The organism is Ruegeria sp. HKCCD6647-2 (assembly GCF_057221075.1).
The window spans coordinates 80,999-93,138 of sequence record NZ_JBWVBD010000007.1; the positions used below are offsets into that span (position 1 = coordinate 80,999).

Genomic DNA, 12,140 nt, shown 5'->3' on the forward strand with positions numbered 1-12,140 from the left:
CCTTTCAAGTGATCCACCCGGTTTTGCACTGCGTATCGACCACAAGTCGGCATGGCAAGCCCGGCCCGCGCCGATGTAAAGGGGAGAGTTGCATGGCACTGGATAGCCCAAGTGATTTTTCGATGTCCCGGCAGGCGATGAAGGCCGAGCTTCTGGACGCCGAAACCGAATTACAACTAGCCTACGCCTGGCGCGACAACCGGGATGAGCAAGCGCTTCACCGTCTAATCACAGCCTATATGCGTCTGGCGATTTCTATGGCAGCCAAGTTCAAACGCTACGGCGCGCCGATGAATGATCTCATTCAGGAGGCCGGCCTGGGCCTTATGAAAGCCGCCGACAAGTTCGACCCGGACCGGGGCGTGCGGTTTTCGACCTATGCGGTCTGGTGGATCAAGGCCAGCATTCAGGACTATGTCATGCGCAACTGGTCGATGGTGCGGACGGGCTCTACGTCCTCGCAGAAATCGCTGTTCTTCAATATGCGTCGGGTGCAGGCGCGGCTTGAGAGGGAAGCGGCCACCGAAGGGCTTGAGCTGGACCGCCACCAGTTGCATCAGATGATCGCCGCCGAGATTGGCGTGCCCCTGCGGGATGTGGAAATGATGGAAGGCCGTCTCGCCGGGTCGGATTTCTCATTGAACGCGGTGCAATCGACCGACGAGGACGGTCGAGAGTGGATCGACGCATTGGAAGACGAACGCGAACAGGCTGCTGAAGCCGTCGAACACAGTCACGATACCCGGCAGTTGCGCGAATGGTTGGTCACAGCGATGCGGGCCCTGAACGAGCGTGAGCGTTTTATCGTCAGCGAGCGGAAACTGCGAGAACCTGCGAGAACGTTGGAAAGTCTGGGGCAGGAACTCGGCTTATCCAAGGAACGCGTTCGTCAGCTTGAGGCGGCGGCATTTGTGAAAATGCGCAAGAACCTTGAAGCTCAATCGCGCGAGGTGCAACACTTCTTCGCATGAAACGTATTGCGAATCTGGTGCTTACCGTTGGGTTTCTCGTCGCGGCAATGCGGCCGGGCCTTTCTGCCGAACTCATCCCCGATGACGTCGTTGCGTCCATGCAAGCGGCAGATGTCGTGATTTTGGGTGAGATCCACGACAATCCCCAACATCATCTGGTCCAGACGGAGGCGATTGAAGCCATCGCGCCGTCGGCCGTGGTCTGGGAAATGGTGACCGAGGAAGGCGCGCAGCGACTTGCGCAAAAGGCGGCGTCCAATCCTGAGGAGCTGTCGAGAATCCTGCGTTGGGCTGAATCCGGCTGGCCCCCGCTCAGCATGTATTATCCGGTGTTTCAGGCGTCAGACGCCCCGGTTTACGGCGCGATGGTGCCGCGCAATGCGGCCCGGGCCGCCATGGAGCGCGGGGCGGCGACAATATTGGGTGCCGACGCGGCGCGTTTTGGATTGACCGTGCCGCTGGCGGCCGATGATCAGGCGGCGCGTGAGGCGGATCAGCTGGCCGCGCATTGCAACGCGATCCCCGCTGAAACTTTGCCTCAATTAGTGGCCATTCAACGCCTTCGCGATGCCGTTTTGGCGCGCGCAACCTTGCGCGCCACGGAAGAGACTGGCGGACCGGTTGTCGTGATCACCGGCAATGGCCATGCGCGAAAGGATCGCGGTATCCCCACATTTCTGTCTCGCCTGCGTCCGAGCTTGAACGTGTTTGTCCTCGGTCAATCCGAAGATGGCGTCGTGTACGGTGATTTCGATGCCGTGATCGACAGCCCCGCGGTTGAACGCGAGGACCCCTGCAAAGCATTCGAGACGCAGAATTAACTGCTGGAACTACCCGGTGGCGTTGCCTAATGTCAGGACCGACCGGAACGGGAAGGGCTGAACATGCTGGCATCCAAACGCATTCTGCTGATCATCGGTGGCGGGATCGCGGCCTATAAGTCACTGGATCTGATCCGGCGGCTCAAAGAACGCGGGGCCGCTGTCACTCCGGTTCTGACCCGCGCGGCAGAGGAGTTCGTGACCCCGTTGTCGGTGTCGGCATTGGCGGGTGAAAAGGTATATCGTGATCTGTTTGACCTGACGGACGAAGCCGAGATGGGCCATATTCAGTTGTCCCGATCGGCTGATCTGATTGTCGTGGCCCCGGCTACTGCGGACCTGATGGGCAAGATGACTGGTGGATTGGCCAATGATCTGGCCTCGACCCTGTTGATGGCAACGGACACGCCGGTGTTGTGTGCGCCAGCGATGAACGTTCGCATGTGGGATCATCCGGCAACGCGTCGCAACCTCAAGCAGTTGCATGTCGATGGCGTGCGGTTTGTCGGCCCCAACGAAGGCGACATGGCCTGCGGGGAATACGGGCCGGGCCGTATGTCCGAACCGCTGGAGATTGTTACGGCGATTGAGGCTGCGCTGGGCAATGGACCGCTCAGCGGCAAACGGGTGCTTGTCACCTCGGGGCCTACGCATGAACCGATTGACCCCGTGCGCTATATCGCCAACCGTTCTTCCGGAGCGCAGGGTACGGCGGTTGCCCGAGCACTGGCAGCGTTGGGTGCTGAAGTTGTCTTTGTCACAGGTCCCGCTGATGTGCCCCCGCCAGAGGGCGTGCAGGTCGTGCGGGTCGAAACGGCGCAGCAGATGTCTGAAGCAGTTGATGCTGCCTTGCCGGTCGATGCGGGTGTCTTTGCGGCGGCAGTGGCAGATTGGCGTGTCGCCGCTGCCTCGGACAAAAAGCTGAAGAAAAGCCGCGATGGTCTGCCGATTTTGGAATTCGCTGAAAACCCGGACATCCTGAAACGCGTCGCTCAGATGAAGAAAGGCCGGCCAGCGCTGGTGGTGGGTTTTGCGGCCGAGACGGACAACGTCGTCGATCACGCAACAGCCAAGCGGGGGCGCAAGGGGTGCGACTGGATCGTTGCCAATGACGTCAGCCCGGCGACCGGGATCATGGGGGGGTCGGAAAACGCAGTGATCCTGATTACTGGTGACGGAGCTGAAGAATGGCCGCGCATGAGCAAGGACGCCGTGGCAGACAAGTTGGCGCGCAGGATCGCCGATACCCTTACCCGATAAACGCTCAGAGGAAAAACGATGGTAGCAATCCGTGTAATCCGCGAGGAGGGCGCCGACCCATCGGTGGCATTGCCATCGTACGAAACACCCGGAGCCGCGGGTGCAGATGTGCGGGCCAATCTGCCGGAAGCCGCGTCGATCACGCTGCAACCAGGCGAGCGCGCATTGGTGCCGACGGGCCTGCGGATCGAAATTCCGCCGGGGTTCGAGGTTCAGGTTCGGCCCCGATCCGGTCTTGCGCTGAAGCATGGAATAACGCTTCCAAACACGCCGGGAACCATCGACAGCGACTATCGCGGCCCATTGGGTGTGATCGTATTGAACGCCGGACAGGAAGCGTTTGAAATCACCCATGGCGAGCGCATTGCCCAGCTGGTCGTTGCGCCGGTCATTCAGGCACAGTTCGAGCTGACCGAAACCCTGGGCGAGACACAACGCGGGGCTGGTGGGTTCGGCTCAACCGGTCGCGGCTGATGCTGCTTGTCCTGCTTCTTGGCGCCGGTTTGTGGGGCATTGGATATATTGCCGGTGTGACCCGAACTGCGCGAACTGTATCTGTCGCGGTCCTTTTGGTGGGGGTCATCGTGGCACAACTCATACTGCCCGATGACAACCCTTTGCGTCAGGCGACCGGTGGTTCCGCAGCAATGTGGCTTATTCTGTGTGGCTTTGTCGCGCTGGCTTTGGTTTATGGCAGGGTATTGAAGGCTTTGCGCACCCGCGCCGCGCCGATCCCGCAGAAGGAACCAAAGATGCCCGTCAGTCAGTTCACCGAGACGGAATTGGAACGCTACGCACGGCATATCGTACTGCGGGAACTGGGCGGGCCTGGACAGAAACGTCTGAAACAGGCGCGCGTACTTGTGATCGGTGCCGGTGGTTTGGGGGCGCCGGCGCTGCAGTATCTGGCGGCCGCTGGTGTTGGAACCATCGGCGTGATCGACGATGACGTTGTGGAAAACGCCAACCTGCAACGTCAGGTGATCCACCGCGATACGGATATCGGTATTCCCAAGGTCTTTTCCGCCCAACAGGCAATGGAAGCGCAGAACCCGAACGTGGTCGTTCTGCCCTATCACAGGCGACTGACCGAAGAGATTGCGACAGACTTGTTCGCAGATTTCGATCTGGTTCTGGATGGAACCGACAATTTCGATACCCGCTATCTGGCAAACAGAACGGCGGTTGCACTGGGCAAACCGCTGATCTCTGGTGCGTTGTCGCAGTGGGAGGGGCAACTGAGTGTCTTTGACCCGGCAACGGGCGGACCTTGCTATCAGTGCATCTTCCCCGAAGCACCGGCTCCAGGTCTTGCCCCCTCATGTGCCGAGGCGGGGGTGATCGGTCCGTTGCCCGGCGTGGTCGGATCGATGATGGCGATTGAGGCGATCAAGGTGATCACCGGCGCCGGGCAGGCTCTGCGTGGTGAGATGTTGATCTACGATGCGCTTTACGGGGAAAGCCGCAAAATTACTCTGTCGCAGCGGCCGGATTGTCCGGTTTGTGCGGGTGCCGTGGAATAAGAATTGAAAAAACAGAGGGTGCTCTGGATCATCTGGCGCTCCTTGCCTAGCTATAGGCGCAAAGGAGACATGCATGACCAACCCAATCTTGTCCGACTGGAATACGCCCTTTGAAATTGCGCCTTTTGCCGAGATTTCGGACGAGGATTTCGACCCCGCTCTCGTGCAGGCTTTGCAGGCGCACAACGCCCAGATAGATGCGATTGCCGCCAATCCGGACACCCCGACATTTGCCAACACAATCGAAGCGCTGGAGGCCGCGGGCGAGCAGTTGGACAAGGTGCTTGCGGTCTTTTTCACGGTTGCCGGAGCCGACAGTAATCCGAAACGGGAAGAGTTGCAGCGGGCTTTCTCGCCGAAACTGGCAGAGCATTTTTCCGGGATTTCCTCGAACAAGGCGTTGTTTCAGCGCGTAGCAGATTTGTGGAACCGGCGTGAGGATCTTGGCCTGAGTGACGAGCAGGCCCGTGTCCTGATGCTCAGCCATCGTGGTTTTGTCCGGTCGGGTGCGGCCCTGGTAGGGGACGCTGATGCGCGTATGCAAGAGATCAAGGCGCGACTGGCGTCACTGGGCACATCCTTTACCCAGAACCTGCTTGCGGATGAGCGCGATTGGTTCATGGAGCTGACTGAGGACGACCTGAACGGTCTGCCGGATTTCGTTGTGACCGCCGCGCGCGCCGCTGGTCAGGACAAAGGCGTGGGTGGTCCGGTGGTGACCCTGTCACGATCAATCATAGTACCCTTCCTGCAGTTTTCTCCGCGCCGTGACTTGCGCGAAAAAGCGTATCGCGCCTGGACCGCCCGGGGCGCAAATGGGGGTGCAACCGACAACCGCGAGATTGCCGCGGAAATCCTGACCCTGCGCGAAGAGCGTGCCAGGTTGCTGGGGTACGACAGCTTTGCCGACTACAAACTGGAAACCGAAATGGCGCGTACGCCGGACCGGGTGCGCGATCTGTTGATGAAGGTGTGGGAGCCTGCCAGGTCGCGTGCCCACGCCGACGCGGAAATCCTGACTCGGATGATGCAGGAGGACGGCGTAAACGGCCCGCTTCAGGCATGGGACTGGCGCTACTACGCCGAAAAGCGTCGCAAGGCCGAGCATGATCTGGATGAAGCCGCCCTGAAGCCGTACCTGCAACTGGACCGGATGATCGAGGCCGCGTTTGCCTGCGCCAACCGGTTGTTCGGGTTGGAGTTTGCCCCGCTGGACGTGCCGCTTTACCACCCCGACTGCCGAGCCTGGGAGGTGACCAGAAATGGCCGCCACGTTGCTGTGTTCATCGGCGACTATTTCGCGCGCGGCTCCAAACGTTCGGGGGCGTGGTGCAGCGCAATGCGCGGGCAGGCAAAGTTTCCCAAAAATCAGGCCCCGGTGGTCATCAATGTCTGCAATTTCGCCAAGGGCGATCCGGCCTTGCTGTCTTATGACGATGCGCGGACGCTGTTTCACGAATTCGGTCACGCGCTGCACCAGATGTTGTCGAACGTCACATATGAAAGCATTTCGGGCACCAGTGTCGCGCGAGATTTCGTCGAGCTGCCCAGCCAGCTATTTGAGCATTGGCTGGAAGTGCCCGAAGTGCTGGCCGAATTCGCGACCCATGCCGAAACCGGTGAACCGATGCCGAAGGAGATGCTGGAGAAGGTGTTGAAGGCGTCCAACTTCGATCAGGGCTTTCAGACTGTCGAGTATGTAGCCTCGGCACTGGTGGATCTGGCCTTTCACGATGGCGCGGCTCCGGCCGATCCGATGGAAAAACAGGCCGAGGTTCTGGCGGAAATCGGAATGCCGGCAGCCATTGGCATGCGTCATGCTACGCCTCACTTCGCGCACGTGTTTGCAGGCGACGGTTACAGCTCGGGTTATTACAGCTACATGTGGTCCGAAGTCATGGATGCCGACGCTTTCGCTGCGTTCGAAGAAGCGGGTGGAGCGTTCGATCCGGAACGCGCGAGAGCGCTGGAAGACAACATCCTGTCAACTGGTGGCTCGCGCGAGGCCGAAGACCTGTATCTGGCGTTCCGGGGACGGCTGCCGGGGGTCGATGCGCTGTTGAAAGGTCGCGGACTGATCGCGGCCTAGGCAAGCGGGGCCGTCAGTATCCCAGCTGACGGTCCACCAAATGCACGAACGGCTCACCGGCCTCGCCGCGTTTGATGTTTTCGCAAACAACCTGCGCTGCGGTGACGGGCCGGGTTTCCGAGGCAATGTGTGGGGTGACGGTGACGTTTGGGTGCGCCCAATAGGGATGCTCTGGCGGCAACGGCTCGACCCGGAACACATCCAGCGTGGCATGACCGACCTGGCCCGAGTTCAGGGCTGCCAGTAACGCGTTATCGTCGATCAACGGTCCACGTCCCGGATTGATGATCTTTGCGCCCTTGGGCAGCAAGGCAAGCGTGTCCGCATTCAGAGTGTTCTCGGTCGCGGGCGTGTCAGGCAGCAGTAATACAACAATTTCAGCGTTCGAAAGCGCAGTGCGCAATCCGTCGGGACCGTGCAGACAGGTCACGCCGGGGATGGTCTTGGGCGTTCTGCTCCAACCTGTGACGTTGAAATTCAGGGCTGCCAAAGCGCGTGCCGATGCCTGCCCCAACGCGCCCAATCCCAAAACGCAGACATTGCGTTGTGAGGCCAGCGGAGGTGCGTCGGGCGTCCACGTGCCGTCTTGCTGCATGATGTGGATGTCCATGCCCAGATGGTATCGCAAAACATGTCCCACCACCCATTCCGTCATGCCCTCGGTCAACCCGTGATCCACCATTCGCGCCAGCGGCACCGTGAGCGTTTCGTTGCCCGAGATACTCTCGACCCCGGCCCAAAGGCTGAGCACCGCCTTCAAACGGGTAAACGGAGTAAAATCGGACAGCCCGCCATTGGGGGCATAGACAACGTAGTCGACCAGTTCAGGAGGAATGTCCGTGGACAGATGAAAATCCAGCCCTGCCTGTCGAAGCCCCTGAGACAACAACGGTTCATACACGGGCCATAGATCAGGGCGCGCGGAAAACAGAACGTTTACGGGCATTTGGAACCTTTCAGATCAGCGGGGACGATGAATATGGGCGCTTTGAACGATCCCGAAGGCCGCCATCAGCACCAGCATGGCCGACCCGCCGTAGCTGACCATTGGCAACGGAACGCCGACGACCGGAGCCAGCCCCATGACCATCGACATGTTGACGGCGAAGAACAGGAAAAAGTTCAACGCAATGCCAAGCGTTACCAGTGACGAAAAGCGATCCTTGGTCGACAGCGCCGTGACCAAGCAGAATATCAGGATCAGACCATAGAGGATCAGCAGAGTGATACCTCCGACGAAACCGAACTCTTCGGCCAGTGTCGTAAAGATGAAATCGGTGTGTTTTTCCGGCAGAAAGTTCAGGCGCGATTGCGTGCCCTGCATAAAGCCGCGTCCGTTCCAACCACCTGACCCCAGAGCAATCTTTGACTGCGTTATATGGTATCCGGCGCCCAGCGGGTCGGTTGAGGGGTCGAGGAACGTATCGATCCGGCGAAACTGATAATCTTTTAGCAACTGCCATTCTGTTCCGCGACTGTTGAACACCGTTGCAACAAGGCCGACGCCTGCGGCGATGACCGCAGCGAAATAGGCCCAGTGAACGCCCGCAAGGAACATGAGCCCGCCGCCCGCCGCCAGCAGCAGGATTGATGTTCCCAGGTCGGGTTGGCGCAGCACCATGAATGTCGGGATCAGAATCAGCAGAACCGGAATAATGACCCACAGGGGGCGCGAGGTCTTGTGTGACGGCAGCCAGTCGTAATACGCCGCCAGCAGCATCACCAGCGTGACCTTCATCAATTCGGAAGGCTGCAAGCGCATGAACCCAAGGTCAATCCAACGCTGTGCGCCCATTCCGATGGTTCCGAATAGTTCGACGAAAACCAGTAGGGCGATAGAGCCCAGATAGGCCAGCACAGACATGTTGCGCCAGAACCAAATTGGCACGATCGCCACAATGAACATGGCCACAAGGCCCAGTCCAAAGCGTTCCATTTGCGGTTCGGCCCAGGGTGTCCAGGACCCGCCCGCCACGGAATACAGCATCAGGAAACCGGCACTTGCAACGCTGATCAACAACAGTGTCAACGGCCAGTTCATATACAGAATTTTGCGGAACCCCGACGGCGTGGATTTGACGGCATATTCAAGATAACTCATGCGCGGTCCTTTTCGTCAGGACGCGCTTTGGGACGCCGGTCACCCTCGAGCCTTTTTTGCAGCTCTTTGATGCGCTCGCGATCTGCGGCCGGGTAAGCCTCGAGCGGGGGGGTGCCGTCATAGAGCGCCTGCAGCATGATGTCCCGTGCCACTGGCGCCGCCGCTCTGGACCCCCCACCGCCGTGTTCGACGACGACCGCTACAGCGTATTTGGGATTGTCATAAGGGGCGAAGCTGACGAACAGGGCGTGGTCGCGGCGCTCCCACGGCAGGTCCTCGTTGCGGATGACGCCCGCGGCGCGTTCGGCCTTGGTGATATTGCGGACCTGGCTGGTGCCGGTCTTGCCCGCCATGCGGAACTCATCGGCGATGATGCGACTGCGGTAGGCCGTGCCGCGCCGGTTGTTTGAAACAGTGAACATGGCCCGTCGCACCTGCTCCAGATTGTTCCGGTTCACGTTCAGGGCTTCGCCTGCGCCCGAAGGTTGTTCGACGCCGTTGATGCTGCGCACCAGACGCGGCGTGACGGAACGGCCGGTGGCGAGCCTCGCGGTCATCACGGCAAGTTGCAAGGGCGAGGCCAGCATGAATCCCTGACCGATCGAGGCGTTGGCAGTATCACCGACCAGCCATTCCTCGCCATGGATGCGCTGTTTCCACTCCTGATTGGGGGCAAGGCCTGCGGCCACAGCGGACATCGGGATATCGTGTTTGACACCCAACCCGAATGTTCGGGCCATCTCGGATATCTTGTCGATCCCGACACGCAGAGCCACGTCGTAGTAATACACGTCGCAACTGCGCTTAAGCGAGGTTTCCAGATCGACAGTGCCGTGTCCGCCGCGCTTCCAGCAATGGAACCGGCGGCTGCCGACCTTCAGGTGCCCCGGACAATAGACGGTGTTGGATGGACCTATCACGCCAGCTTCAAGCGCCGCCATGGCGGTGATCATCTTGAAGGTCGACCCCGGCGGGTATGTGCCCTGTACCGTCTTGTTGGCCAGCGGGCGGTATTTGTCCTGTGTGAGAAGCTGATAATCCGCAACAGAAATACCGCGGACGAACAGATTGGGATCGAAACTTGGGGCTGAGCTGATGGCCCGGATATCCCCGGTTTCACAGTCGATTACCACAGCAGCCGCGCTTTCGCCGGCCAGACGGGCCTGCGCGTATTGCTGCAGATCGGCGTCGACGGACAACTGCAGATCGGCTCCGGCCGTGCCCTCCTGCCGATCCAACTCGCGCATGACACGCCCTGTTGCATTCACCTCGACACGTTTTGCGCCCGCCTTTCCGCGCAGGACGATTTCCTGTTTGGCTTCCAAACCGACCTTGCCGATCTGAAAGCGCGGAATGCGCAGGACCGGTTCGGGGTCTTCGATCTGGCTCAGGTCATAGTCGCTGACCGGGCCGACATAGCCGACGACATGGGCGAAATCCTCGTAACGGGGGTACTGCCGGGTCAGGCCAACCTCGGGGATGACGCCGGGCAGGGCGGGTGCGTTGACCGCGACCTTCGAGATATCCTCCCACGTGACCTGATCGGCCAGGGTGACAGGCAGGAACGGGGCCGAGCGACGCATTTCGGTTTTGGCACGTTCAATCTCATCTTCGTTCAGGGGGATCAGACGGGACAACTTGGCAATGACCTGATCGATATCGCCGGCATCCTCGCGCACTATGACAATACGGTACGAGGGCGAGTTTTGCCCGATGATTTGTCCATTCCGGTCGTAGATCCGACCGCGTTTCGGCGGAATCAGGCGGATATTGATCCGGTTCTCTTCCGCCAGCAGGCGGTATTCATCCGCCTGATCGACTTGCATGAACCGCATCCTTGCCGCCAGACCGCCAATGAATGCGGCCTGCAATCCGCCCAGAACCAAAGCCCGGCGGGGCAGGCGTTTATAGGCAAGGCCCTGTGACTTCGATCTGCGTTGCTTCATGTCCGCGCTCCTGCGGCGGCTGTATCCACGGCAGATGCGCGTCGCACGCCAAAACCGCTCTGGCTGAGCAGAACAATCAGCGGGTAAATTGCAATCGTCAGTACCACTTGCACGACGGTCGGCGTCAGTGCTGCCTGCTGGACGGACAGAATACCGAGAACGAGCCGGTTCAGAACATAGATTGCCGTGATGACAGCACCGACCGAGGTCCACTCACTGAAGAAACCGGCATCACGCATGCCCGGAGCCGCCGACCGCAGATAAGCTGCGCCCAAAACAACTAGCGCTGCAAGCAGTCCCGGAGGGCGTTGCAGCAACAGGTCGGACATCAGCATAACGGCGGCGATGGCAAGAGTGGGGACGTATTCCGGCCTCCGAAGGACCCAGGCAAAGGTCAGCGCGATCAGCAAGTCTGGAAATGGCCAGCGATCCGGTTTCGTATCCAGCGGCAGCAGGTGCAGGAACAGGACGATGGCCGCCAGCAGCAGATACAGGCTGCGCTTAACCCACAGATGAGAGGTGGGTTTATCCATCTCCGACCTCCTGCGGGGTCAGGGCAGCTTCGGGTCTGAGAGGTCCGACAATGCCTCCGGGATCGGGAATGGACGTCGCGGGTTGGTATCTCAACACACGCAGAAACTCCAACCGCTCGAAATCTGCCGACAGGCGCACCCGCAGGCGTCCACCCGGATCGACAGCGATCTGACCGATCAGCAGGCCGCCCGGAAACACACCGCCATCGCCGGAAGTGACCACACGGTCGCCGGGGCGCACCAACTCGCGGTTTTCAAGAAACTCAACCACCGGCGACGCTGTATTGTCGCCTGCAATCAATGCAGTTTGACCGGAAGGCTGGATCGTTGCCGGAATGGCGCTGGAGGCATCAGTCAACAGGATCACCCGTGCCGTGTCCGGCCCCACGCCCGAGATGCGGCCGACCACTCCGATTCCGTCCATCGTGGCCCATCCATTCAGGATACCGTCCCGTTCACCCACATTCAGCAAGACCGATTGCCGGAACGGGGACCCGCTGTCGGCCATGACAACCCCGGTGACATACGTAAGGCGGGGATCGAGCCGCACGTTGTTCAGATCAAGCAGGCGGGCGTTTTCCTGCTCAAGCTGTAACGCGGCCTCTTTCCAGGCGCGCATCAGGCGCAGCTCGCTGCGCAACTCGCGGTTTTGTTCGCTCAGCCGTTGATAGCTTTGGAAATCACGCGCCAGATTGACCGCGGCCGTAACCGGCACCATGGCCCATTCCATCGATGGGACGACCTTGTCGACCACCTGTGCGCGGAAGCGTTCGACCCGCGGACTGTCGATCCGCCAGACGACGAAGATGCCCAGCAGGCACAGAACCACGATCCCCAACAGCAACCTGCGCAGAGGGGCCGTGTAATCGTCGCGCTGTGAACGGTCCTTTGCCACA

Annotated in this window: 11 protein-coding genes; 6 read left to right on the forward strand and 5 right to left on the reverse strand. The window is 60.2% G+C overall.

Going from position 1 to position 12,140, the window contains the following annotated elements:
* Positions 1-92 precede the first annotated feature (92 nt).
* The 6 genes from AC2TDJ_RS18160 to AC2TDJ_RS18185 all read left to right on the forward strand — a co-directional run bounded on the left by AC2TDJ_RS18160 (position 93) and on the right by AC2TDJ_RS18185 (position 6,664).
* On the forward strand, positions 93-971 hold the full coding sequence (locus AC2TDJ_RS18160; protein WP_480844091.1) for an RNA polymerase factor sigma-32: 879 nt from the start codon (positions 93-95) through the stop codon (positions 969-971).
* Positions 968-1,792 carry a ChaN family lipoprotein gene (locus AC2TDJ_RS18165; protein ID WP_480844092.1) on the forward strand — a complete coding sequence of 275 codons (825 nt, stop codon included), beginning with the start codon at positions 968-970 and terminating at the stop codon, positions 1,790-1,792. Before AC2TDJ_RS18160 ends, AC2TDJ_RS18165 begins: the two co-directional genes overlap by 4 nt.
* Positions 1,793-1,855: 63 nt before the next feature.
* Positions 1,856-3,052 carry a bifunctional phosphopantothenoylcysteine decarboxylase/phosphopantothenate--cysteine ligase CoaBC gene (gene coaBC, locus AC2TDJ_RS18170; RefSeq protein ID WP_480844093.1) on the forward strand — a complete coding sequence of 399 codons (1,197 nt, stop codon included), beginning with the start codon at positions 1,856-1,858 and terminating at the stop codon, positions 3,050-3,052.
* Positions 3,053-3,070: 18 nt separating this feature from the next.
* Positions 3,071-3,526: a dUTP diphosphatase gene (gene dut / locus AC2TDJ_RS18175; protein WP_480844094.1), complete on the forward strand. Its 456-nt coding sequence runs from the start codon at positions 3,071-3,073 to the stop codon at positions 3,524-3,526.
* On the forward strand, positions 3,526-4,575 hold the full coding sequence (locus AC2TDJ_RS18180) for a HesA/MoeB/ThiF family protein (protein WP_480844095.1): 1,050 nt from the start codon (positions 3,526-3,528) through the stop codon (positions 4,573-4,575). The genes dut and AC2TDJ_RS18180 overlap by 1 nt, the downstream gene beginning before the upstream one ends.
* Positions 4,576-4,648: 73 nt before the next feature.
* Positions 4,649-6,664, forward strand: a complete 2,016-nt coding sequence (locus AC2TDJ_RS18185) for a M3 family metallopeptidase (RefSeq protein ID WP_480844096.1) — start codon at positions 4,649-4,651, stop codon at positions 6,662-6,664.
* 13 nt (positions 6,665-6,677) lie between these two features.
* Here AC2TDJ_RS18185 and AC2TDJ_RS18190 read toward each other — a convergent pair whose 3' ends face one another.
* From AC2TDJ_RS18190 to mreC, 5 genes are read right to left on the reverse strand one after another with little or no spacing between them, the layout of a single operon-like run.
* The gene (locus AC2TDJ_RS18190; protein WP_480844097.1) at positions 6,678-7,610 is read right to left on the reverse strand and encodes a 2-hydroxyacid dehydrogenase; all 933 of its coding nucleotides are present in this window, start codon (positions 7,608-7,610) and stop codon (positions 6,678-6,680) included.
* A gap of 15 nt (positions 7,611-7,625) precedes the next feature.
* The gene (gene rodA / locus AC2TDJ_RS18195) at positions 7,626-8,765 is read right to left on the reverse strand and encodes a rod shape-determining protein RodA (protein WP_480844098.1); all 1,140 of its coding nucleotides are present in this window, start codon (positions 8,763-8,765) and stop codon (positions 7,626-7,628) included.
* Positions 8,762-10,711 (reverse strand): penicillin-binding protein 2, encoded by a 1,950-nt coding sequence (mrdA, locus tag AC2TDJ_RS18200; protein WP_480844099.1) that lies wholly within the window; start codon positions 10,709-10,711, stop codon positions 8,762-8,764. The genes rodA and mrdA overlap by 4 nt, the downstream gene beginning before the upstream one ends.
* Positions 10,708-11,244 (reverse strand): rod shape-determining protein MreD, encoded by a 537-nt coding sequence (locus AC2TDJ_RS18205; RefSeq protein WP_480844100.1) that lies wholly within the window; start codon positions 11,242-11,244, stop codon positions 10,708-10,710. The genes mrdA and AC2TDJ_RS18205 overlap by 4 nt, the downstream gene beginning before the upstream one ends.
* A complete protein-coding gene (gene mreC, locus AC2TDJ_RS18210; protein WP_480844101.1) occupies positions 11,237-12,139 on the reverse strand; it encodes a rod shape-determining protein MreC in 903 nt (300 codons plus the stop codon). Before mreC ends, AC2TDJ_RS18205 begins: the two co-directional genes overlap by 8 nt.
* Position 12,140: the final 1 nt, after the last annotated feature.

Coding starts and splice junctions, on each gene's coding strand:
- AC2TDJ_RS18205 (WP_480844100.1), bottom strand. CDS start 11,244: ATGGATAAACCCACCTCTCATCTGTGGGTTAAGCGCAGCCTGTATCTG.
- AC2TDJ_RS18160 (WP_480844091.1), top strand. CDS start 93: ATGGCACTGGATAGCCCAAGTGATTTTTCGATGTCCCGGCAGGCGATG.
- dut (WP_480844094.1), top strand. CDS start 3,071: ATGGTAGCAATCCGTGTAATCCGCGAGGAGGGCGCCGACCCATCGGTG.
- AC2TDJ_RS18185 (WP_480844096.1), top strand. CDS start 4,649: ATGACCAACCCAATCTTGTCCGACTGGAATACGCCCTTTGAAATTGCG.
- AC2TDJ_RS18165 (WP_480844092.1), top strand. CDS start 968: ATGAAACGTATTGCGAATCTGGTGCTTACCGTTGGGTTTCTCGTCGCG.
- AC2TDJ_RS18190 (WP_480844097.1), bottom strand. CDS start 7,610: ATGCCCGTAAACGTTCTGTTTTCCGCGCGCCCTGATCTATGGCCCGTG.
- mrdA (WP_480844099.1), bottom strand. CDS start 10,711: ATGAAGCAACGCAGATCGAAGTCACAGGGCCTTGCCTATAAACGCCTG.
- AC2TDJ_RS18180 (WP_480844095.1), top strand. CDS start 3,526: ATGCTGCTTGTCCTGCTTCTTGGCGCCGGTTTGTGGGGCATTGGATAT.
- rodA (WP_480844098.1), bottom strand. CDS start 8,765: ATGAGTTATCTTGAATATGCCGTCAAATCCACGCCGTCGGGGTTCCGC.
- coaBC (WP_480844093.1), top strand. CDS start 1,856: ATGCTGGCATCCAAACGCATTCTGCTGATCATCGGTGGCGGGATCGCG.